The sequence below is a fragment of the Candidatus Filomicrobium marinum genome (assembly GCF_000981545.1).
Taxonomy (GTDB): domain Bacteria; phylum Pseudomonadota; class Alphaproteobacteria; order Rhizobiales; family Hyphomicrobiaceae; genus Filomicrobium; species Filomicrobium insigne.
Window position 1 is genome coordinate 3408896 of sequence record NZ_LN829119.1, and the last position, 22349, is coordinate 3431244.

Below are 22349 nucleotides of genomic sequence, written 5' to 3' on the forward strand. Positions count from 1 at the left end.
GCCTACTTCCAATGCGCGCCGATCAACTACCTCACCGGCGGCAAGATCATGACCTACACGTCGACGATCAGGGTCGATGGCAAGGAAGTCGGCAAAATCGAATACTGCGCGCACACACGCTTCACCGTCGACTCCGGCCAGCGTCAACTGGTAATCAGCAACCCCAACGCGGTCTTTAATCGGGACGGGACTTCACGGCCACAGATCTTCCGTCCGGGCGCGACCCAGTATCTCTCGATCCACCAGGACGGCTACCACGTCATCACCCACCGCTGGGTGAGGAAGGCAGATGCCGACACCGGCATCGCCGCCCTGGACAAGATCAAGCCGGTCTTCTGATCCGCGTTGCCCTCCCGCGCCGCCGTGTTACAGCTAGGCGCATGTCATCTGAGCCCGCCGCCATCCGCCGCCTCGGCCCTGCCGATCTCCCCCTTTTCCGCAAGATGAACGCCTTGTTCGGCGAGGTCTTCGCGGAGCCCGACACCTATGGCGCCGCGCCGCCAGACGATGCCTACGTCACAACTCTGCTCGCCAAGGAGCATGTCGTGGCCCTCGTCGCACTCTCCGGCGAAGACGTCGTCGGCGCCCTCGTCGCCTACGAACTCGAAAAGTTCGAGCAGGCGCGCCGCGAAGTCTACATCTACGACCTCGCCGTCCATGAAGCCCATCGCCGACAGGGCATCGCCACCGCCCTCATCGAACACCTGCGCGCCCACGCCGCCGAACGCGCCGCATGGGTCATCTACGTCCAGGCCGACCATGTCGACGACCCGGCCATCGCGCTTTACACAAAACTCGGGCTCCGCGAAGACGTCCTGCACTTCGACATCGCGGTGGAGAAAAGGCCAAGCCCGGGAACAGCCGGGTCCGAATGAGGTGTCACCATGCCCGTGAGCCCACACGTTGAAATCACCTACTGCCGGTTATGCGGCTGGGGCCTGCGCGCCTCCTGGATGGCGCAGGAGCTTTTGACCACCTTTGCCGAAGACCTGGGCTCCGTGACCCTCACGCCGGACACGACCGGCGGCGTCTTCGAGGTGCGTCTTGACGGCGACGTCATCTGGTCGCGCAAGGCGGAAGGCCGCTTCCCGGAGACGAAGGAATTGAAGCAGCGCGTCCGCGATCTGATCGCCCCCGACCGCAGCCTCGGCCATTCCGATACGCCCTAACCGAACCATATGTCATACCGGGGCTCGTCCCCGGTATCCAAGGTCCAGCAGGCTCCGTGGTAGCGGTGGAGCACAACCAGCGAACGGACACCCCAGCCGAGAGTTGGGTCCCGGTAACTTCCTTCCAGCCACGCCACCGGCAACAAGTGCCGGGACGACGGTAGGGGATGTACGGCAGTTGCGCTCCGAACCCCGACAACATGTCATCCCGCGACTCGTGCCGGAGGCGCGGCAAACAAGTATTCGCGGGATCCAAGGCCCAGCAGTCGCCGACGCAAAGGGTGAAGCACAACCGCACAGCAGCCTCCCCGGCCGAGAGTTGGATCCCGGCAATAAATGCCGGGATGACGGTAGGGAATGTGTCATCCCGTGACCTGTGCCGGGACGACGGTAGAGGGTCTCGCGGATGTTGCACTCGGAACCCCGACAACATGTCATCCCGTGGCTTGTCCACGGGATCCAAGGTTCAGCGTGCGCGGCGGCAGCAGTGGAGCACAACCGGCGAACGGAAGCCCCAGTAGCACCTTGGGTCCCGGCAACAAGTGCCGGGACGACACGAGAAGGCACGCCTACCGCATAAACGGAAACACCGCCCGTACCCGCGCATCGCGCAGCCACAGCCCGCCCCACATGACAAGCCCCAGATAGACAGGCTGAACAGCCAGTTAAACACTAAAAAAGTGGCTGAAGAGCGGGCTCTCCGCGCGGATCTGCGTCGCCATCGCGCCGCCGACCAGCACCATCATCAGCACCGCGCCGAGCACACGAGAATGCTTCCGGAAAAGTGGGAACCGGTTTTCCGATAAGAAGCACGGAAAAAACTGGTCCGTGGGATCAGAAAGAGCACGACGCAAACCAGCTCGATGATCCCGATCATGAACGCATAGCCCGGCGGCCAGCCGAGCTGCGCCATCGTCTCTTCCGCAATCGGCATCTGCGCCAGCTTCGGCGTCACGGACGCACCAAGCATAAACAGAGCAAATAGACCGGACAGCCCCCACCCCACCCAAAGCATCGCGCGCGTACGCATCGTGGTCTCCTGGTAATATGGCTAGCGGCCGAGATGTATACGGATTGTGGGGGGGAGTTGCACACTGAAGATTTGGGGTGATCGTGGAACAGTAACGGAGGACGGCTGAACTCAATCGGGCCCCGCTACCACGGGGGCATACGAAATAGGCGTCCATCATCACCCTCGTCATGAAGGGTGAGGATGATTTCTGCGTCTTCCAACTTCACCGTTTCTGCATCTCCAGAGGGCAACTCTGCGTCAATCAAGGTGATAACAGGCTGTAGGCCCTCATTTGCTAATCGTCGAATCTCCCCGAGAAGCTTGACCTTTTTACGCGGATCCAAGGACTCGAACACCCCGTCGTGAAAGACGAATCGCGGAAACTTGTCTTCGAGATGGCAGCGGAGCACGGCAAGGTCGAACGCGATGCATAGGAGTTTCCTGTAGGTGAAGCCTGCGTCGGCACTGCTCGAGTTTCCCGATTCATCCAGGATTTCCGCTTTGAATTCGAGGTGCCCCTCTTTGTTCGTATGAACGCTGAGGATCGCCTTGCGGTCGATAACCTCTTCAACAATTTCGTTAAAAAGCAGACGAATACGCGAGAACAGAGTATCCGGATTGTGCTGATTGTTTACGTCTGCGTCAATTTCCTGTCGCAGTTGCGCAATTTCATCGCTGAGCCTTCTGATTTCGGTGGCCAGGAGCTGCAGGCGCAGCAATAGATCTCTCTGACGATTGAGATCGAGAATTTCTGCCTTGAGAGTGGCCAATTCGTCCGAGGCCCGCTTATACTTGGCGAAGACATCTGCGCTGGTTAAGAATGACAGCGTTTCAGATCGCAGTTTACCAAGAGAATTTAGTTCGGCAGTGATCCGCTTTAAGTCGGTATCGATATCATTCCTTTCCTCGATAAGGTATTGACGGCGTTCGTCGGTGATAGCTCGGTTAAATGCAATTAGCTGCTCATAATCCCTCTTAATCTGCCCATGAAACAGAATGCCCGCTTCCTGGAACAACTTGGCTGCTTCATCCGGATTGAACATGATCGCGTCTTCTTCGAGCGACGCAACAATCTTCTTTCGGCTCTGAGTAAGGGAATAGCGCTTGCTGTTTAGCGCCGCGATCTGTTCATCAAGCTCATCGACCAGCTGTTTGTTCGCCTGCCTATCGCGATTCCGAAAATCAAACGCATCAAGCAAGATCTGCTTCTTCTCGACCTCCTGGCGCTTAAGCAGCAAAAGGCCATCTACCTTACTGATGTCATCGACCGAGTCGCCTAGCTCATGTTTCAACGTCTGAGCCGTGGCTTTTCTTTCTTTAAGCCGCTTCTCCTTCTCATAGCGCTTGGAGATTAGCTCTGAGTTGAAGCCAAGAACATGAGCAAGGTAAGGCTTCCAGTCCGCGTGACCGCCAGCAAAGCGCCTAAGCTGAAATACGTCTCGGTAATCGTCCTGAGAGCGTAGCTGATAGCCCAATCCTTTGCGAAAATCGTATGGCTTCAACGATCTCCAATCTAGCAACCCATCAAGAATTTCCTTTGATCGGTCGAAGGCCACGCTGCTGTGATCCCAGCCCGACTCCGGAAGCCTATTGTAGTCTTGCCCAGCAGTTTCATGCTTCTTGAAGCTAATCTTCGTAACTTCTGCAACGGATCTCCGGATAGTAACGAATGTACCATCGAATAGTTGGATCTCTAGGAAAAACACGAAGTCGTTGAATAGATTAGAGTGCTTTAAGAGGAAAAACTTCGGGTCACGGCCCGCGAGCAGCATAAAGTCAAGGAGACGCCCGACAGTGCTCTTGCCGAGGTTGTGGGTGTCCTTGTTTTGGTTCTCTGGCAGACGGATTTCGCCGAGCACGACATTAACGCCGGTCACAAAGGTGATCGGCCGGAATACCACGGGCTTGTTCGAGTAGAGCTTAGACAGCTTCATTGGGACCTACATACTCGAACGCATCAGTCTTAGGTCTGTATTCGACAACACCCATGACGTAGAGAAAGTTCAGTGCCGGGAGAAAGAGCACCTCACCGCCCAGAACCTTTGCTTTGGCGTATGTACGAAGCGCATCATAATCCTCCACCCTCTTGCTGCGTAGACGCGCCAGGAGAACCAGCGCTACGTTGAGCACCGTGCGATCCGGATGGGAGTGCTTAGTTGGCCGCAACATCAGGCACCTTCCCAATGTCGCAGTTCCAGTACATGTAAAAAAGAACGGCCCTGGTGATCCGCTTGTGGTGCTTCTGTCGCAGAATAGGATCGCGAGCGTACAAGAGATCTATCAAGTACTCCATCACTTCATCGAAGTTCTGGTAGTCCTTGCGTTTCGCTATTATCTTCGACTGGAACTCATCAACAACGGAATTGTACAACTCCAACAATTCGACATTTTCTGGAGCCGCCAAGAAGGTAGCAATCTGCTGAGTCTCTTTGAGATACTTTCTCTGTTGGAATTTGGCATAGTCAGCCGTCATGTCGTTAACAGCGTTCTTGTCGGCATACGAAACCCGCTCGGTTGGCGGGTCATCCACCGCCTTGGCAAGCTCATGCTGGGACTGGGCGATAGCCTGCACAACCTCCGCAAGATCATTGGGACTTACAATCAACGGAGAGTCGATTGGATCGAGTTGAACCTTTTCTGGAATTTCGGGGAAAGTCCTCAGAAAAATCTCAAGCTGTTCGACTCCGTAAAGTGCAATACATTCAACCGACATATCGCAAGAGTTGGAGATGTGGCCCCTGATTTTTGCTTCTATTCCGCCTGCGAGGCGCCGATTTGCGAACAGCATGTAGTTGTCCAGCTCATTAGAATTGCGCAGGGTACGAATTCTGAGAATTTCCTTGCCCAGGATAGTTTTCTCGGATTTTGGATTAAAGAAATCGGTTTCAGCAAAATGGCGATTATATCCGTTAGTGTGTTTCGCCTGAATGATCGTTGTTCCGGTCCAAGGTGAACTTTTGCTTGGATGGCGTTCAGCCGTACCGACGAATTTGGCATCACGTCCGCCATCACGACCATCCGAGAAGCCTTGAACTCCCACGCCAAGGAGGCTTTGGCATATGAACAGGACAAGTTGTTCAAACTGCTTATCACTAAGATCCTCGTAGGCGTATTTCATAAAGCCTCCCCCCGTCGGTCCCGGCCGAAGTCTAACGTACAAGCGCAAACTGGCCCATGCCTGTACGTTTACGGAACAATGGCCTTTTGGGTATGGAGAGTTATCGAAGCGGGGATCTAGAACCTCAACCCACAACGGCTTTTCACCAACGGGACAGGCATCGTGGCATCGATATTGCTAATTGAAACGGTGCGGTTTTGCCACACAATGCTCTTGTCTGATACGCTCACCCCTTCCCACCACCAATCTTCCGAGCGGCGCGGCCATCTCAACCGCACCCGCTCCGCGCACTCCCTTCACTGACCCATCGCCGACATATCCATCCACGCCGGCTCGAACACGTGCCCGTCGAGATCGACAAAGCTGCGCACGTACATGAAGCCCATGTCTTGAGGTTCACGCGGATCGGCCGTGCCACCCGCCGCCGCGGCAGCGTCCACCATCTCGTCCACATCCGAGCGCCGGCCACACGACAAGGCGATCAGCATGCCGACACTTCTGTGCGCATCGGCAATCGGCTTATGCGCGAACGTCGAGAAATAGTCGTGCGTCAGCAGATGAAACACGATTGCGTCCGACCACATCATGGACGACGCGTTCTCATCGCTGAACTGGTCGTTCTTCGTGCATCCGATCGCTTCATAAAAGCGGGTCGCGGCGGCGAGGTCTTTCACCGGCAGATTGAGGAAGATCATCTTGGGCATTTCGGGCATCCCTTCGTTATGGGTTCATCTCGTAGCGAGCGCGGCCGGAGAGGCCGCGCTCCTGGATCAGATCCGTCTCACTTGCCCTCCAGCTTGTCTCGAACCCGGTCGTGCACCGCCTCCGCTTCGGGCGTCATGATCTCGTTGAAGTCGGCCATCTCGTAAACCGGGCGGATCTCGATCTCGCTCGGGCCCATCATCGGATTGGGGCAGCGCTTCACCCACTCCACGGCCTCGGCCATGTCCTTGACGTCCCACATCCAGTACCCGGCGACCAACTCGCGCGTCTCCGCGAACGGCCCGTCGATCACGGTGCGCCCCGGCCCGTCAAACGCGACCCGCTTTCCTTGCGATGAGGGCTTGAGACCATCGCCCGCCAGCATAATGCCGGCATTGACCAGCTCTTCGTTGTACTTGCCCATCTCGACGAGCAATTCCGCCGGCGGCATGACGCCTTCTTCGCTGTCCGTCGTCGCCTTCACAAAAACCATCACACGCATTGTCTCGTCTCCTTATGATCCAAGGCAGCCCCACTGGCCGTCCTGCTCATACGACGAACGGGAAACGACCAAATCGACATCCCGGTGGAATTTTTTTTGAAAAAGAGGTCGAGAGTGGGACTTCGCCCCGTAAAATCGGGGCTGAAGCGGCGGCCTGGCACGCCGGAGAGAAGGCAAAATGGGCGATTCATTGCTCCGCACGCCCAAACACATTATCTAAAGCGTGAACACCGTACGGCGCACCGCGCATCGAGCAGCGTCGCGCCGTAGTCCTGAAATCCCGAAAAATTTGATTGCAGCCCATGACCCTTGCCGAAATCAGTGACGACTTTGCCCTTCTCGACGATTGGGAAGACCGCTACCGCTACGTCATCGAGCTGGGCAAGGCGCTGCCGGAAATGAGCCCGGAGCTGAAGACGGACACAAACAAGGTCCGCGGCTGCGCCAGCCAGGTCTGGCTCGCAACCACGACGGAAGATGGCCGCCTGCAGATCATCGGCGATAGCGATGCCCACATCGTGCGCGGCCTCATCGCAATCCTGTTCGCCATCTATCAGAACCAGACGCCGGACCACATTCTGAAAACCGATGCCCGCGCGGTCTTCGCCGACTTAGGGCTGAAAGAACACCTCACCCCGCAGCGCTCCAACGGGTTCTCATCCATGGTGGAGCGCATCCGCGCCGACGCTCAACTCGCCGCCGCCAGCACGTAATAGCGGCACGCGTCTTGTCGAGCTAACCCGCAACATCACCCTCGGGTCGGAAGTCAGCGGCACCCCAGTGCCGGATGCGGTCGCCGCCCATATGCCCGTCCGCTTGGCCGATCATTCCGTAATGCCGGGCAAGCGTCGTCAGTGCGAGCAGCAGCACAACCTTGGCCGTGCGTTGCGGCCACCCCGCACCACGCTCGACATCGGCAAGCCCCTTCAGGTGACAACAAACGTCAACCAGAATTCCAGAAAGCTCCGGCCCTGTTGCCGATAACGCCGCCCGAACACGCTCGCGCGCGGCAAGCGCATGCCCGCGCAGCGCGATCTCTCGGTCAGGCCCAACCGAACCCGGCGTCACACCACCGGTACTGCTCCAGTTGGCCGTAACCCGAGCGCCCATACTCCCACGTTCAAAATCTGCCCGCAGACGCTCACCCGCTTCAAACTGCGCCTGAGAAATCAACGGTTGCCCGTGCCGGTCGGTGCGCCGGCGCAGCCACGCCAGCGGACTTTCCGCCAAGTTCATCTCCGGCCGGGCACGCCCTCCCCCCGAAGTCTTAGGTGGATGCGAAGCAGCTGTCAGATCAGAGAGCCCCTCTCCCCTGCTCATAAGTCTCTTGAGATGAATTCGGCCGGCATTGGCAAGGCGCCATCGTCCCTCCGTCTCGCGGACAACCCAGCCGCGACGGACGAAGTTCGCCCACAGATCCGGTTGGATCTCGCCGCAAGCCGTCAGACCATCCTGACCGTCCCGCTCCGCGAGGATGGTGACGCCCCCATCATCCGTTTCCTCTGCGAGCGCAGTCCGCAATGAAAGCTTTTTCAGCGCTCGGCGCGTCGAGGCATCACGCGGAAGCTCTCTGGCATTCTCAGCCATCAGCACCTCTTTTTACTGACGAAAGGAGGTCAAAGATTCACGGCAGGATCAAATCGCGGCGACGTCACGGCAACGGTGACACGCTCCAGAAGCTCCAGGATGCGATCGAAGCTCGGATCGTCACGGCGATCCTCAACCAGCCCGCACGCATGGGCAACGGTCGTGCGGTCGCGCTCAAAAGTTCGCCCCACCTGCGTGAGGCTCATGCCGCAAACCACGTGAGCCAGATACATCGCCACCTGACGCGCCAACGCCACTTTCGCGCGGCCACGCGTAACCCCTCGCAGATCGGAAAGCGCAACGCCGAACACTTGGCTCACCGCGACTTCGATGACGCATCGCCGGGTCTTCATGACAGCCTCGCAGTAAGGCGCTGGCCCCGGCGGGGGAGCTCCGCTCTCAACAAGTGACGGCAAGTAATGAAACCCAACATCCATCATACTGTTCATCACCATGGTAATGACTCGGAAACCTTGAAGTAATCGGGCCAATTGATGTGATATATACAGCCTAGAGGATATCTAGGTGATGGGGATAAGTCGAAAAATCACATGTATTCACATAAGAAAACATAATCTATGCACAGGAGCGCATGTAATTCCGTTATATTAGTCCACACTCATCAACGGATCGGTGACAATTTCAGCTCTGCTCCAAAAGCCGAAAAGTTGAAAATGCCACCCAACACAGCGCCCCCGATCCACGCCGTCCACCCTCGAGCTAACCCGTCTATCGTCCAGGGCACTCTTGAGAGTTTACGGCGCCTCATCGCCGTCTGGCCTTATGACGTCGCAAGTGGCGACGACCCAGCGGCAATGGATCGATTGCTTCGCCAGCTTCGCAAAGCACTTCGGGCTGAACGGCAGCGCGGGATAGCCGGCCACTGGGCTTATGACTTAGCGCGGCATGCCGAACTACTCGCGGCCTATCGCACCCTCGCCGCCGCGCATAATGCGGCCAACCTCAGGCAACGACCTCAGACCAAAGAAAAACGGCCCCGCTTCAACACGAGACCGCTTCCTGATCGTTAACTTGCATCGCGGACTCTAAAGGCCCGCGCAATATTGCAGTTTACTTCTCGCGACGCGTGCCCAGACCCATCTTCTTGGCCAGATCCGAGCGCGCCTTTGCGTAGTTCGGCGCGACCATCGGATAATCGTGCGGCAAACCCCACTTCTCGCGATATTCCTCCGGCGACAGATTGTAGTGGGTTCGCAAATGCCGCTTGAGGGATTTGAATTTCTTGCCGTCTTCCAAACAAATGATGTGATCCGGCATAACAGACTTCTTGACCGGCACCTTGGGTCGCAGCTCTTCCCGCTCCGGAGGGGTCACGCCACCCGAAGCACGGCTCAAAGCCAAGTGCGTCTCGCTGATCAAATGCGGGACATCGGTGGCGACCACGGTATTGTTGCTCACGAACGCCGAAACGATTCTTGCGGTCAGTTCGACGAGTTCCGGCTGCGAAGAGTTCTCCATAACAGTCCTCTCTATTGCGGGTTAGGCGAACAGTTCGCGCGCCGTCCCGGCAATTTACTTCAAGTCAATACCACAAATCTCGCCAGTCTTTGTCGTTAAGACGCTAGCAATGCCTAAACAGACTCTATAAGAGTTCTAGAATTGGAGCGTCTCCGCGACAGATCCCAAGAGCCACCTTCTTGGTCATAGCGGAACCCCATTGTCAACTAAAAACCAAGTCGTCGATGACCTGAGAACTACAAAACCAGTGAATCTCCCCTCACGAATTCATCAACACTGCCCCGTTTTTCATGACTGACGTTGCCCTCAGCCAGGCGCGACATTGCGCCACCAAGTTAACATCAAATACTTAGCCACAATCGTCGAAAACTTAATTTCCCTCTTTCGAAACCCTCGTGGTTGGATATCAACTCGCTCAATTCCGTCGCCCACCCTGGCCCAAACCGCTACGCCCCGTTACAACAACCGGCTAACCCGCATCCGACAAAGCACGTACCGGAGCCATCCAACATGACCGCTCACTCCCTCCGGCCCACCGGCATTAAGCCGCCGCGCGCCACACGCAAATCAACTGCCGCTACCCATCACGGGATCACGATCGAGGACGAGTATTCGTGGTTGCGGGCAGAAAACTGGCAGGAAGTGATGCGGGCACCAGATAGGCTCGATTCCGCCATTCGAGCTCATCTCGAAGCCGAAAACGAATACACCAACGCCGCGCTTGCGAGTACCGCTACGTTACAATCCGAGCTGTTTGACGAAATGAAGGCTCGGATCAAGGAGGATGACAGCACTGTTCCCACACCCGACGGATCATGGGCTTACTCATACCGTTTCGTCACAGGGGGACAATATCCGCAACTTTGCCGCCAGCCCCGTGAGGGCGGCGACGTCACTATCCTGCTGGATGGAAACGAGCTCGCGAAAGATAAGCCGTACTGGAGTTTAGGCGGAAGCCAGCATAGCCCCGATCACAAACGCCTTGCCTATGCTGTCGACGAGAAGGGCTCGGAACTTTACACGATCCGTATTCGCGACCTCGATACGGGCCAAGATCTTGAAGACGTGATTCCCGACACGCGAGGCGATTTCGTTTGGACAAACGACTCCAACACGATCGTCTATGTGCGCCTTGATGAAAATCACCGTCCGTTGTCCGTCTACCGCCACGTTATAGGGACACCCCACGCGGACGACGTACGAGTCTACCATGAGCCAGACAGCGCCTTTTATGTCGGAATCGGCAAGACCCAGTCTTCCCGTTTCATTCTGATCGACGCACACGATCACCAAACGAGCGAAGTCTACCTAATCGACGCCGACAATCCCAGCACAGAACCGCGCTTGGTTGCTCCCCGTCAAGCCGGCCATGAATATAGCATCGAGCACCACAATGATGCGCTTGTAATCCTGACCAATTCGGGCGACGCGGTAGACTTCCGGATCGTTGAGGCTCCCGTCAACAATCCTGGGCAAGAGAACTGGCGCGAAATCATCCCGCATCGCCCTGGGCGCCTTATCATCGAGGCCGTTGCCTACAAAAATCATCTGGTCCGGCTTGAACGGGAAGACGGCCTGCCGCGTATCGTCATCTCCAAATTCGACGATAGCTCAGAGCATGAAATATCGTTCGATGAAGAAGCCTACGCGCTCGGCCTGTCACACGGCTACGAATACGACACAACGGCAATCCGCTTTACGTATTCCTCCATGACCACCCCCGCCGAGGTCTATGACTACGATATGGAAAGCCGCGCACGCACATTGCGCAAACGCCAGGAAGTGCCCAGCGGCCACAACCCTGCCAACTACGTGACACGACGCCTGCAAGCGCCAACTGCCAATGGGGAAACAGTTCCAGTCTCCCTCCTGTATCACAAGGACACCCCGCTTGACGGCTCCGCGCCCGCACTTCTGTACGGCTATGGCTCTTACGGGATTTCGATCCCGGCGTCGTTCTCCACGACGCGCTTGTCACTTGTTGATCGAGGCTTTGTCTATGCCATCGCCCATATTCGTGGGGGCAAGGAAAAAGGCTATCGCTGGTACACGGACGGAAAGCTCGAAAAGAAGACAAATACCTTCAAGGATTTCATCGCGGCCGGAGAGCATTTGGTCAGTGAGGGCTTCACCAAACGCGGACGCATAGTTGCCAACGGCGGGTCCGCCGGAGGCATGCTCATGGGAGCCGTCGCAAACATGGCACCAGACCTGTTTCTCGGCATTATCGCCGACGTGCCCTTTGTCGACGTTCTAAACACGATGCTCGACGCAACACTTCCGCTCACCCCGCCTGAATGGCTGGAATGGGGCAATCCGCTGAAAAGCCCTGAGCAGTTCGAAATCATCCGCTCCTACAGCCCCTACGACAACGTGAAGGACCAGCCCTATCCACACATCCTCGCCTATACCGGACTGACAGATCCTCGCGTCACGTACTGGGAGCCTGCCAAATGGATCGCAAGGCTGCGGGAACACAATACATCCGACAAGCTGGTCCTATTACGTATCAACATGGAGGCTGGCCATAGTGGAGCATCAGGTCGTTTCACGGCACTCAAAGAAACAGCCCACGATTATGCGTTCGCATTGTTGATCGCCGGCAAAACCGAAACCGCCGTCAGCTAAATTTCAGGCGCTCATGCGCGAAAGCGGCAGCCATCCAAACCACAAAAAAGGGCAGTCCCAGGACTGCCCTTTTTTCGCAACTTGAAGATCGTTCGTAAAAAAAGAAAAGGCCCCTTGCGGGGCCCCTCCGAATGCCTGGATCTCAGGCTGCCTGTACCTTGAAGGCCGGCGTATTCTTAACCTCCTCGAGCGCTGCTCCGGAGCGTAACGCGATACCAATATACCGGACTCGTCCTGCAATCTTCGCTTTCTGAATACCCAACTCTCCAAAATCTCGGCCGAAAGTTGGAAGTGCTAGAGGCTCCTTTTGCTGTTCTTCACACCAAGCACAGTAGTCTTCATAAAGTGCAGTTGCAGTAAGGCTCGATCCATCCTGTGTTTCTATCCGTTCCTTATAAAAGCGCTCCACATCGTTTTCTGGAGCAACGAGTCTCTGAGGCACAATCGACTTGTTGATGTTGTCGTTTGCGCCGGAACGCGGCTTTTCAATCGCAACGGGCACCGGAACCACAGCTGGGTTCGGGACCGCCACCGCTGCCGCGGCGGTGCTGGCCGATGCCAAGATTGGCGCGGCCGGGCTTTGGCGTTCGTAGAGACGCCACTGACTAAAGGCAATGTACATACCGAAACCGGAACCGATCTCGAGCAGCAGAGCAATGAACAAGGTCATCGCAAGCTGGATCTTATCGACATCGAAACCCGTAATCTTAGCAATCACCGCAGCCTGCGGATCCGCCTCTGTCATTGCCTTTGAGCTATCTACCTTCCCAAGCTGGGTTTGCACTTCAGCAATGCGAGTCTCAAGCACAGATGCCTGCTCGGCTGAAGCCAACTCCGAGACAAGAGCGTGATAGCCTTCACAGAAGGTTCGACTCTTAGAAGCCGTAACATCCGTACAGCCGCTGGTCGAAGCCCAACGTCGCTCATTCTTCGCAGCATCAATCTCGGCCTGAACCGTTCCAGCGGGGCGATGCTGCGGCACCCAGCCGAGCTGCTCCTTGGCACGCGCGAGATCAGCGCTCAAATTTTCATACAGCGTTTTCTCGTGAGCGCGCTCACCCGCAACATCGAAGCGGTTAAGAGCAGCATGACCAAACGCCGAAGTGAGCGAATACGCCGTGACGACAGTCCACACGACGAGCGACGCGGCCGCCTGGCTCCACGCCTTGTTTTTTATTGCGGCGAACAGAAAAAATGGCACCAGCGCCTTTAGACAGTCTGCGGCGGCGCTGGCCGCTCCATATATCTGGCCATCAAGCTCGGTCCTACCGAGACTCAAGCCAAACCGCCAATTCATGGCGGCTGATACCGCCAACAATACACCGGCGGCAAGAATTCCTAATACCCCTAGAGCATGCCTCATAGCCCTCTTTCCCTCAGTAGGGCTGGCGTGTGACGCGAAACAATAACTATCCAGCCTCGTGCACGCGTCCTGCAGAAGAGGCTTGCAGGCAATCCAGAAACACGCGGAACCGGCGTCAAAAACATCACCGCGCATCAGATCTTTCCGTGAGCGCCCGGCACCATCCCCAAATAGTGACCGGCAGGCAGATCGAAGCGTGACTTTGCAGACGCACTAGAACCTGGACACTCCCTCTCTTGATCATCAATCCACAGGAGCGATCGCCGCTTGATTCAACCTGTGGAACGTTTTTCAACTGAGCGGGAGATACTTGAAATTAACGCAATACGAATGCCCCTCTCCGCCGAGGACTACGCGATTCGTAGCTTATTGTTAAGAGAATCAGCTTCGTAGATGGCGAGCCAAACGACCACGCAAAATTCACCAATTTCGCAATTCTCTGGCCCACCAGCAAACTATCAACAACAGAGCACCAAAAGACTCACCATTCATCCACACTTGGTGAAGCACACTGCCCACAAGGCCCCAATGTAGCAAGCATGCAACAAGAGGGCTGATCTCGGTACGCAATCCCCCCGCCTGCAATTTCATCTGCCTCAATCGCTCAGCAATTCGTGACCCAATCTGCGCCCCGCCCAGTCAATCAGGACTAGCGAACAGGCAGGGAACGCACTATTCTGAAGCGGATCACGTCCGGGGAATTTGAGGAGGTTTAGGCAGCGGTTGGATTCGGAACCGCGACGGCGCGCGCACGTTCACCTGGAGCGACCGGGCGCACAGTACAGGGTTCTTAGTTATGCGTAGTCTGTTTGGGTTATTCTTGCTGGCAGCGGGGCTAGGCATTGGCGCCTACTCATTTTTCCCTGACGCGATGGAAGACCACGTCCGTCTCGGTCAGCTCTCGAGAATTATAACGCCCGTCTCCTCCAGCACGGGCGCGCCTGCTCAACGCCAACTGCGCTCCTTTTCGCCGTCTTCGCCCTTGTTTGCGCAAAGCTCGAACGACGCAGCAGAGAACGGCGTAATCTCTGCAGAAAATAACGGTCCACCGACTGTGGTCGCACGCCGCAATCTTGTCCGCCCCGCAACAGGAATCGCGGCCACTACGCCGGCGACATTGATAGAAACCGGAACGACATACGCAATCCATTCATCGCCGCACGCGCGTTTCACGCGTATTGTCGAAGTACAAGAAGAACTAAAGCGTGTCGGATGTTATTACGGCTATCTCGACGGCGATTGGGGCCCAGCATCGAAACGAGCCATGCAAGCCTTCGTCCGCAAGGTGAACGCGTCCCTCCCGATCGAAGAACCCAACGAAATACTTCTCGCGCTGTTAAAGGCCCATCCAGCAAACACATGCGCTGAAGGTTGCGACCCTGGTCTGGTTGAAAATGCGAACGGCCAGTGCGTCCCCAACACGGTATTCGCTCAGGACACGTCGCACAGCAGTCCGAATCTTTTCGCCCCGCCACGTTTAGCGCAGCGTTCGACAACAACAGGATGGCAGGCCGACGTGGAGACAAGCGGCTATAACAATTTGCCACCTCTGATATCCGTCTCAGAAGCACGTGAAGCTCCTCCTGGTCGTATGTCAGTCGGAGGACCAATCAGCGGAACAGTCACGCAGGGAGTGGCAGACGGTGGTGCAGCACTCCCCCAGATCATGCCGGCACCAAAAGACAGTGGGCCTGAGCTACGTACCGCGACAGCAGTCGCAGTAGCAGACCCCGTCGACCAGCCGGTGGAGATCGAGCGGCCGGTGACCGTCACGAAAAAACACTCGAGCCGACGGCGCTATAGTAAGGAGACCCGCCAAAAGCGGCTGATGCGTCAAGCCTTCGGCGACGTTTTCTAAAACTCGCGTGTGGTTTCCCAGCAACAAGCATCAACTAGGCTTGCGTCTGCGACGCAAGCCAATCCAAATATCCCTGTGCACCATGCGTGACTTCGAACACCAGGAGTGCGGGGGTGTCATAAGGATGCTCGACCTCAACAGCCGCAATCACCTTCGCCGCCAATGCTGCCCGTGTTTTTATCAGCATAATCGCTTCGGAATCGGTCGTAAGCGCCCCCTCCCAACGATAAATAGACGTCATCTGCGGTATTATGTTGACGCAGGCCGCTAGTCCATGATCGACGAGCTTTCCGCCAACGTCCTTCGCGGTAGCCGTATCGGGAAAGGTCGAGTAGATCATGACCATCTTTTCAACCTCGCTCATCTCAACCGAGCCTCCTTGCCTCTTTTAACCATCTGATCGGGGCCTACGCGAGCAGACTGATGTCCAAATCTGCCAAAACCTTCGAACGTATTGCCTTCGTCGCCTCTGGTGTGCCGGAGGCCCGCGATGCGTTACGTCGGCTCGCTCACCGCTACGGCAACTCGCCGCCGACTGACGCAGACGCCATCGTCGCCCTCGGAGGCGACGGCTTGATGCTACAAACGCTGCACCGCTACATGAACAGCCGCATTCCAATCTACGGTATGAATCGCGGTTCGGTTGGTTTCCTGATGAACGAATATCAGGAAGACGACCTTCCCGATCGGCTGCGCACGGCGCGCATTTCACGCATTCACCCACTCGCAATGCACGCCTACGATTGCAACGGCAAAGCTCACAAAAGCTTAGCAATCAATGAGGTCTCCCTCTTCCGTCAAACACACCAGGCCGCCAAGTTGCGCATTTCGGTCGACGGTAAAGTACGCATGCAGGAATTGATCTGTGATGGCGTACTGATTGCAACGCCAGCCGGATCGACAGCCTACAACCTGTCAGCCTATGGCCCGATCTTGCCGATCAATGCGCCTTTGCTGGCGTTAACGCCGATCAGTCCGTTCCGACCGCGTCGCTGGCGCGGGGCCCTTCTGCCCAATAGCGCCCGTATCGTCATCGAAGTTGTTGAGCCAAACAAACGCCCGGTCAGTGCGGTCGCCGACCATTTCGAAACTCGCGACGTCCAACGCGTCGAGATCGAACAAGCGCATCATGTCGAGTTGCTGATGATGTTCGATCCCGGCCACGACCTCGACGAACGAATTCTGGCTGAACAATTCCGATATTGACGACAGGAGGCCTCGCTCATTCCCGACGAGGCCCGTCCCATCTCACCATCAGGCGCGCCAGTACGTAACGTGTTCGCTCAGCAGCGGGCGATCACGATCTGCCTGACGCTCTTGTGCGGTGCCGATATAGACGAAGCCGGCGATCCGCTCATCCGCCCCGATGCCAAAAGCCTCACGGACCATGGGGCTGTAAGCAACCCACTCCGTAATCCATGCTGTCGCAAATCCCATGGCATTTGCGGCAAGGCATAAGTTGTAGGCGGAAGCTCCAGCCGACAGAACCTGCTCCCATTCCGGCACAGCAGGTATATTCTGGGCTCGGGACACGACGGCAATCACGACGGGCGCCCGTTCAAAGCGCTGCCGCTCAAAGATAATACGAGTTTCGCTCGGCGGCTCGCTTTCTTCCGCGACACATGCTTGCGCGAACACATCTCCCGCCTGTCCGCGCGCACCACCGGCAAAAACGATAAAACGCCATGGTGCCAATTTCTTGTGATCCGGCACCCGCGCGCCAATTTCCAGAATCTGCGTAAGCTGCGCATCACTGGGGCCGGGTTCCATCAACATTGCCGGCTTCGCTGAACGGCGCGTCCGCAAAAAATTCAGCAACTCGGCATCCGGTGTTATCGTCATTGTGTATTTGTCCTTGAACGTATCGATGCGACAAAGCTCTACCTTGAGCATGCTCTCCTAAATGGGCTGTCTCGCTTCCGCAAACGCGAACCGCTACAATCTCCGCCATGAGACCTGCGCGATTCTCCATAGCCCTAGGGCGTTCCATCCTGCTCATGCTGCTTCTGGCAGTATTTGCAGCTCGGCAAACCGTCACCGCAGCCGAGACAACGGACGCGGGCCCGACGCTGATCATCCTTTTCGACAGTTCCGGATCAATGTGGGGACAGCTGCCTGGCGGATCGCAGGCCAAATACGCCGCTGCACGTGACGCTCTCCTCCAAGCGCTGCCGGCCCTGGATCTCAACGCCCGAACCGGGCTCGTTACCTTCGGCCGGGGCTGTAACGGGGTCGATGTGGTTTTGCCGCCCGACGTTCGTCCGAGAGACCGGACAATCGCACCTATCAACAGTCTCAATCCGCGTGGCAAGGGCCCTCTGGCCGATGCCCTGTCGCGTGCTGCAGAGGAAGTTGAACCTGGACGCCGTGCCAGTCTGGTCGTGATACACGACGGTCCGGACAACTGCCGCCAGGATACTTGTACGATTGCACAAAGAATTGCGGCGGCCCACCCCGGCATGCCCATTCATCTCGTCTCTCTCGGTCTCGATGCGACCGAAACGGCGGCAGTTTCATGTATTCCAGAAGCAACGGGCGGCAAAGTTTTCCCGGTACGCTCGTTGTCCGAAGTGCGTGGCGCGATTGATCAGGCCATAGCGTTAGCTATGACGAGCGGAGTTCCCGCGCCCTCGCCCGCACGACGCAAGGGGGCAGAGCCAGAAACACCCAAGCAAAAGCTGCCGGAAATACCCGCCGATGCCCCGCCGCATTTGGTCGTCTCAGCCACTTTGGGTGACACGCAAGCTGTCGACAAGCCCGTCCACTGGCGCATTTTTCGCGAAGATGACAAATCGAAGCCCGTTCTCGACATTTTGGAAACGCAATTCGCGGTGCCGTTACCAGCAGGCAAATATATCGTAGAAGCCGCCCTCGGTCGGGCAAAGGCAACCCAAACCGCTGAAGTCGCTGAAAAGGGACCAACAGCTGTAACGATCAGCTTTTCCGCAGGTATCGCCCGTGTCGCAACCCGAATTGGCAACAATCAAACTTCCAAGATTCCAGTGCTCGTAAGCGTCGCGGGGCTCTCAGAGCCGGCAGCAAACGGCGCAGCAAAACCATCTCCGCTGATGGTCATTCCTTCTCCATCGAGCGAATTTGTGCTGCCCGCAGGCAATTATCGCATCACGGCAGAGAGCGGATTAAGTCGGGTGACACGGGACATCGCCATTAAAACTGCCGAGATAGAAGCGGTGAATCTGGACCTAAGCGCAGGCCAGCTTCATCTAAGCGCGGTTTCTGCCAGCGGGGCCCCGGTAACGGACAACTTGACGTATTACTTATCCGTCGATGACCCCAATACACCCGGCGGCCGTCGCGAGGTGCTGCGCACGGCGGCAAGTTCACCGATCCTGGCCGTTCCGGCAGGGACGTATTACGTCAAGGTCCGCTCCGGTCTCTACGAGAAGTATGACCAGATCGCCGTTGGTGCGGGGAGCACTGTGGAGCGCGCAATTATCTTAGATGCTGCACGCTTGCAGGTTGTCGCAAATGTCTCGCTGGGACCTAGCAACGGCGAATTCCCAATCGTATACCGAGTTCTCTCGCAGGGACCTTACGCACAAGAGGTCGCAATGAGCTGGGAACGGACACCACAGTTCACCCTTCCGCCCGGACGCTACCGGATTGTCGCTGAAATTGGCGCACGCAACGTCAGTGTAACGCAGGACATCGAACTCGCCCCCGGAACGAACAAATCCGTCACATTGGCGGCACAAGCTGCCGAGTTGCGGCTCCGTATAGCTGAAGGCGCCGGAGTCGTAGCAACAAACCGTTTCTGGGAAATCCGCTCAGCCTCCGGCCAGATCGTCTGGCGCACTAGTCAACATACGCCACGCGCGCTTTTGGCACCGGGCCGCTACGAGGTACGCTGCGAACTCCGGGACCGCACATTGAAGGGCACAGTGGAACTGGCCAACGGCCAATCGCTTATCGCGAAACTAAGTGAGCAATAACAAAGACCCCACTGTCGAAAGTTGCCGCGTCCCGATTTCCGCCTGTATGCACTATTATAGCCGCAACAGCTTATCCGCGGACGAACCCGGACCACCGTTATGACGAACTCTCTCCGCCACATCCTCCTCACCGCCCGCAAGTGGGGCGGCGCTGCCGTTATCAGCGCCATCGCCGCCAGTTCACAGGCGTTGGCGCAAAACGCTCCTTCCATGGAGCAGCCCAATGAATGGGGCGCAGGTATCAGCGTCGACCAACCAGATCCGGCCGATCAATCTTCGACAAACACAACGATCATCAAGCGCAGCGCACCGGCGCCGGCGGAAGCCTCGAACGACGAAAACGATGCTTTAGATAACGTCGCACAGGTCCGCTTCGTCGCGATGTTAACGGCCGACGGGCAGTACATCGACAAAGGCGTAACGTGGCGCATATTCGAAGACCCGGGCGACTGGCAAGTGTCTCCGAAACTGATTGAAACGCACCGCACCGCCAGACCGTCGCTTCAGCTCAAACCTGGCAAGTACATCGTAAATGCAGCCTTCGGTCGAGCGAATTTAACTCGGAATCTGACCTTCAAAGGAGGCGATACCGCCACTGAGAGGTTCATCATCAACGCAGGTGGACTGCGAGTTCAAGCGCGCGTCGCCGACAAAAACGCCACGGAAAATACTGTGTCCTTCGATATATATGAGGGCGAACGAAACCAGCTTGGCGAACGAAACCTCGTCATGAGCGGAGCAACACCCAACGTCATCATCCGTCTCAATGCCGGCATTTATCACATTATTTCGACGTACGGAGACAGCAACGCCGTTATCGCAACAGATGTGACCGTGGAGGCGGGAAAACTGACGGAAGCCACCCTATCCCACGCCGCAGCAAAGGTGACGCTAGGTCTGGTAACGCGTCCAGGCGGCGAAGCTCAGCCTGCCACACAATGGACGATCGCAACCCCGGAAGGCGAAGTCATCAAGCGCAGCGTCGGCGCTCTTCCAACCCATATCCTTGCGCCTGGAACCTATAAAGTTACGGCAAATCACGCCGGCCGTATCTTCGAGCAACAATTTCAGGTCGAAGATGGACAGATGGCGCGCATCGAAGTCCTGATGCAGTAACCGGAAAGCCGCTCTACCAGCTTACCCTAGGGCCCACAGCACCCTCTCAGAAGTCAGTCAGGACCCAATCTGTAGGGCAGCCATTCCGCTGCATGCGCGCATCCACGTCCACCTTCTCATCGGCCAACTCGGCAAGCTCAAAAAGGCTGCGCGCCATTTGCCAATGCTCACACGCCATGGTCAGATCCCCGGCACGGTGCGCAATATCGCCAAGCTCCAAACGTGCCCGTGCGTGGACCTCTGGATTGTTGGCTTGGCTTGCAAAAACGACTGATTGCCGCAAAGAAGCCGCTGCACCCGCTTCATCTCCTGCCTCCCGATCCAACAGAGCGAGGGAGAGATAAAGCGCTGCCAACGGCCCCGGATCACCGACGCGCCCAGCCGCGGCAATATCAGCTTGAACTTGGTTACGCTGAGGCGCGGCATGATCAACAGCTGCGCCGCCCACATCCGCCACATCGGACGCCTCGGGCTCAAACACGACAGCGTCTGTCCCTGCGGAAGCTGCGCCCGGCTTAGGAGCAAAGTCCGCAACCCGCTTAACTGTCTCCGCAACGGGCGAGGTCAACGGCGCGACAGCGTGTCGTTCGTGTGAATCAAAATCGATAGAAGCGTCCTTTCGTCCGCTCCAACCTGCCCATAGGGAGGTGAGCGCAATGATCGCCAATACGGCGAGCGGCGATGCGACAATTGCCCATCCGACGGGCCCGTCGATCGACACAAGAGGGTTCATCCCTCGTCTCCCAAACGCCTACCTCAACGGCATAGCATACATAAGACCGCCCTCTGCCCAGAGCTTGTTAAGTCCACGCTCCAAACGCAGAGGCGACCGGCTCCCGAGATTACGCTCAAACAATTCCCCGTAGTTCCCGACCTGCAGGATAGCTTGATAGGCCCAGTCCGCGTTAAGCCCCATCGCCTGGCCGAAATTGAAGTTCACCCCCAGCAAACGTCGCACGCTTGGACGCGTACTGGAAAGCTTAGCTTCTGCGTTCTTGCTTGTAACGCCCAATTCTTCCGCGCGGATCAATGCCATTAAGGTCCAGCGCACGATACTGAACCATCTTTCATCTCCCTGTCGCACCGCTGGCCCAATCGGCTCCTTGGAAATGGAGTCTGGCAGGATCGCGTGCTCTTGTGGGACTGGAAACTTCATCCGAGCCGCAGCCAAGATGGACATTTCGCCAGCAATCGCGTTGCACGAACCAGAAAGGTAAGCGTTGACGACATCCGTCCAACTGTTTGAAGCAACGGGTTGATAGCGCATGCCGCGCATCTCGAAAAATTCAGCGACCTCTGCTTTCCCGCGAGCTCCTTCAAGCACACAGACGGATGCACCTGATAACTCAAGAGCGCTGAAGATATTTTGCGAGCGGCGCACCATAAACATGGTGCCGTCATGAAAGAGCGTATCGACAAAGCGTACACCCAGTTCCGTGTCCCGGCTCAGCGTAAAATCAGCACCGCCCGCCAGCACATCTATCTCCCCTCGGGACAACAGACGATAGCGCTCAGAATTGGAAACAGCCCAAAATTCGATGGCATCCTTCGAGCCCAGCGCCGCGGCAGCAAGCGCGCGACAGAAATCAACCTCTAACCCAGACCATCTGCCGCGGGCGTCGACTTGCGAAAATCCAACCACATCAGCGCGCACGCCGCAGACAACGTGACCACGCGCCTTGACGGCATCGAGCGTCGTCGCCGCGTTCACCACAGCGCCTGGCGAAGCCGCAAGCACTCCCAACGTCAAGGCCGCGTAAAAGGCGCGGGACAACTGAGCCAATACCCAACTTGTCAAATGCAAGTTCCCCAGAACATCACCGGCGCTACGACAGACGCGAACAGCACCTACCCGTGGCACG

General features: G+C 57.1%; 24 protein-coding genes. 10 read left to right on the forward strand and 14 right to left on the reverse strand.

Translation table 11 applies throughout. The features are described 5' to 3' along the window. The first annotated feature begins 48 nt into the window (after positions 1-48). From YBN1229_RS15945 to YBN1229_RS15955, 3 genes are read left to right on the forward strand one after another with little or no spacing between them, the layout of a single operon-like run. Positions 49-339, forward strand: a complete 291-nt coding sequence (locus tag YBN1229_RS15945) for a hypothetical protein (protein ID WP_046478348.1) — start codon at positions 49-51, stop codon at positions 337-339. A 41-nt stretch (positions 340-380) separates the two neighbouring features. Further along, positions 381-875, forward strand: a complete 495-nt coding sequence (locus tag YBN1229_RS15950; RefSeq protein ID WP_046478347.1) for an AAC(3)-I family aminoglycoside N-acetyltransferase — start codon at positions 381-383, stop codon at positions 873-875. Positions 876-884: 9 nt separating this feature from the next. Next, positions 885-1169, forward strand: coding sequence for a SelT/SelW/SelH family protein (locus tag YBN1229_RS15955; protein WP_046478346.1), 285 nt, complete (start codon positions 885-887; stop codon positions 1167-1169). Between the two features lie 745 nt (positions 1170-1914). Here YBN1229_RS15955 and YBN1229_RS19200 read toward each other — a convergent pair. The 6 genes from YBN1229_RS19200 to YBN1229_RS15985 form a co-directional block, all read right to left on the reverse strand. Continuing rightward, complete coding sequence (locus YBN1229_RS19200) at positions 1915-2199, reverse strand: DoxX family protein (protein ID WP_244464905.1); 285 nt, start codon at positions 2197-2199, stop codon at positions 1915-1917. Positions 2200-2324: 125 nt separating this feature from the next. Next, a complete protein-coding gene (locus YBN1229_RS15965) occupies positions 2325-3953 on the reverse strand; it encodes a DUF2326 domain-containing protein (RefSeq protein WP_244464904.1) in 1629 nt (542 codons plus the stop codon). 148 nt (positions 3954-4101) lie between these two features. Further along, the gene (locus tag YBN1229_RS15970) at positions 4102-4350 is read right to left on the reverse strand and encodes an ABC-three component system middle component 8 (RefSeq protein WP_046478344.1); all 249 of its coding nucleotides are present in this window, start codon (positions 4348-4350) and stop codon (positions 4102-4104) included. Continuing rightward, the gene (locus YBN1229_RS15975; protein ID WP_046478343.1) at positions 4334-5299 is read right to left on the reverse strand and encodes an ABC-three component system protein; all 966 of its coding nucleotides are present in this window, start codon (positions 5297-5299) and stop codon (positions 4334-4336) included. The genes YBN1229_RS15970 and YBN1229_RS15975 overlap by 17 nt, the downstream gene beginning before the upstream one ends. A gap of 296 nt (positions 5300-5595) precedes the next feature. After that, positions 5596-6003 carry a VOC family protein gene (locus tag YBN1229_RS15980; RefSeq protein WP_046480301.1) on the reverse strand — a complete coding sequence of 136 codons (408 nt, stop codon included), beginning with the start codon at positions 6001-6003 and terminating at the stop codon, positions 5596-5598. Positions 6004-6080: 77 nt separating this feature from the next. Further along, positions 6081-6503, reverse strand: coding sequence for a YciI family protein (locus YBN1229_RS15985; RefSeq protein WP_046478342.1), 423 nt, complete (start codon positions 6501-6503; stop codon positions 6081-6083). A 302-nt stretch (positions 6504-6805) separates the two neighbouring features. Here YBN1229_RS15985 and YBN1229_RS15990 point away from each other — a divergent pair, with 302 nt between their 5' ends. Further along, positions 6806-7216 carry a SufE family protein gene (locus YBN1229_RS15990; RefSeq protein WP_046478341.1) on the forward strand — a complete coding sequence of 137 codons (411 nt, stop codon included), beginning with the start codon at positions 6806-6808 and terminating at the stop codon, positions 7214-7216. Between the two features lie 22 nt (positions 7217-7238). Here YBN1229_RS15990 and YBN1229_RS15995 read toward each other — a convergent pair whose 3' ends face one another. Together YBN1229_RS15995 and YBN1229_RS16000 are read right to left on the reverse strand one after the other, a co-directional pair. Beyond that, entirely contained in the window at positions 7239-8090 is an 852-nt protein-coding gene (locus YBN1229_RS15995) for a DUF6456 domain-containing protein (RefSeq protein ID WP_244464903.1), read from the reverse strand. A gap of 29 nt (positions 8091-8119) precedes the next feature. Beyond that, positions 8120-8545, reverse strand: a complete 426-nt coding sequence (locus tag YBN1229_RS16000; RefSeq protein ID WP_244464902.1) for a helix-turn-helix domain-containing protein — start codon at positions 8543-8545, stop codon at positions 8120-8122. A gap of 219 nt (positions 8546-8764) precedes the next feature. On the opposite strand from YBN1229_RS16000, the gene YBN1229_RS18760 reads away from it, so the two are divergent. Then, the gene (locus YBN1229_RS18760) at positions 8765-9121 is read left to right on the forward strand and encodes a hypothetical protein (RefSeq protein WP_046478340.1); all 357 of its coding nucleotides are present in this window, start codon (positions 8765-8767) and stop codon (positions 9119-9121) included. A gap of 40 nt (positions 9122-9161) precedes the next feature. On the opposite strand, the gene YBN1229_RS16010 is transcribed toward YBN1229_RS18760, so the two are convergent. Beyond that, positions 9162-9569 (reverse strand): MucR family transcriptional regulator, encoded by a 408-nt coding sequence (locus YBN1229_RS16010; RefSeq protein WP_046478339.1) that lies wholly within the window; start codon positions 9567-9569, stop codon positions 9162-9164. 510 nt (positions 9570-10079) lie between these two features. Here YBN1229_RS16010 and YBN1229_RS16015 point away from each other — a divergent pair. Then, the gene (locus YBN1229_RS16015; protein WP_046478338.1) at positions 10080-12197 is read left to right on the forward strand and encodes a S9 family peptidase; all 2118 of its coding nucleotides are present in this window, start codon (positions 10080-10082) and stop codon (positions 12195-12197) included. Between the two features lie 142 nt (positions 12198-12339). Here the strand turns inward: YBN1229_RS16015 and YBN1229_RS16020 are convergent, their stop codons facing one another. Then, positions 12340-13560: a hypothetical protein gene (locus YBN1229_RS16020; protein ID WP_046478337.1), complete on the reverse strand. Its 1221-nt coding sequence runs from the start codon at positions 13558-13560 to the stop codon at positions 12340-12342. Between the two features lie 796 nt (positions 13561-14356). Between YBN1229_RS16020 and YBN1229_RS16025 the strand changes: the two genes are divergently transcribed. Then, positions 14357-15418 (forward strand): trypsin inhibitor-like cysteine-rich domain-containing protein, encoded by a 1062-nt coding sequence (locus YBN1229_RS16025; protein WP_046478336.1) that lies wholly within the window; start codon positions 14357-14359, stop codon positions 15416-15418. A gap of 34 nt (positions 15419-15452) precedes the next feature. On the opposite strand, the gene cutA is transcribed toward YBN1229_RS16025, so the two are convergent. After that, on the reverse strand, positions 15453-15782 hold the full coding sequence (gene cutA, locus YBN1229_RS16030) for a divalent-cation tolerance protein CutA (protein WP_046478335.1): 330 nt from the start codon (positions 15780-15782) through the stop codon (positions 15453-15455). 59 nt (positions 15783-15841) lie between these two features. On the opposite strand from cutA, the gene YBN1229_RS16035 reads away from it, so the two are divergent. Further along, a complete protein-coding gene (locus tag YBN1229_RS16035; protein ID WP_046478334.1) occupies positions 15842-16624 on the forward strand; it encodes an NAD kinase in 783 nt (260 codons plus the stop codon). 48 nt (positions 16625-16672) lie between these two features. Here YBN1229_RS16035 and YBN1229_RS16040 read toward each other — a convergent pair whose 3' ends face one another. Next, the gene (locus tag YBN1229_RS16040) at positions 16673-17260 is read right to left on the reverse strand and encodes a nitroreductase family protein (protein ID WP_046480298.1); all 588 of its coding nucleotides are present in this window, start codon (positions 17258-17260) and stop codon (positions 16673-16675) included. Positions 17261-17367: 107 nt separating this feature from the next. On the opposite strand from YBN1229_RS16040, the gene YBN1229_RS16045 reads away from it, so the two are divergent. Both YBN1229_RS16045 and YBN1229_RS16050 read left to right on the forward strand, forming a co-directional pair. Continuing rightward, on the forward strand, positions 17368-19371 hold the full coding sequence (locus YBN1229_RS16045) for a vWA domain-containing protein (RefSeq protein ID WP_082101176.1): 2004 nt from the start codon (positions 17368-17370) through the stop codon (positions 19369-19371). Between the two features lie 99 nt (positions 19372-19470). Continuing rightward, complete coding sequence (locus tag YBN1229_RS16050; RefSeq protein WP_052744011.1) at positions 19471-20487, forward strand: hypothetical protein; 1017 nt, start codon at positions 19471-19473, stop codon at positions 20485-20487. A gap of 46 nt (positions 20488-20533) precedes the next feature. Here YBN1229_RS16050 and YBN1229_RS16055 read toward each other — a convergent pair whose 3' ends face one another. Together YBN1229_RS16055 and YBN1229_RS16060 are read right to left on the reverse strand one after the other, a co-directional pair. Beyond that, the gene (locus YBN1229_RS16055; protein WP_052744012.1) at positions 20534-21220 is read right to left on the reverse strand and encodes a hypothetical protein; all 687 of its coding nucleotides are present in this window, start codon (positions 21218-21220) and stop codon (positions 20534-20536) included. 18 nt (positions 21221-21238) lie between these two features. Beyond that, the gene (locus tag YBN1229_RS16060; RefSeq protein ID WP_244464901.1) at positions 21239-22285 is read right to left on the reverse strand and encodes an amino acid ABC transporter substrate-binding protein; all 1047 of its coding nucleotides are present in this window, start codon (positions 22283-22285) and stop codon (positions 21239-21241) included. Positions 22286-22349: the final 64 nt, after the last annotated feature.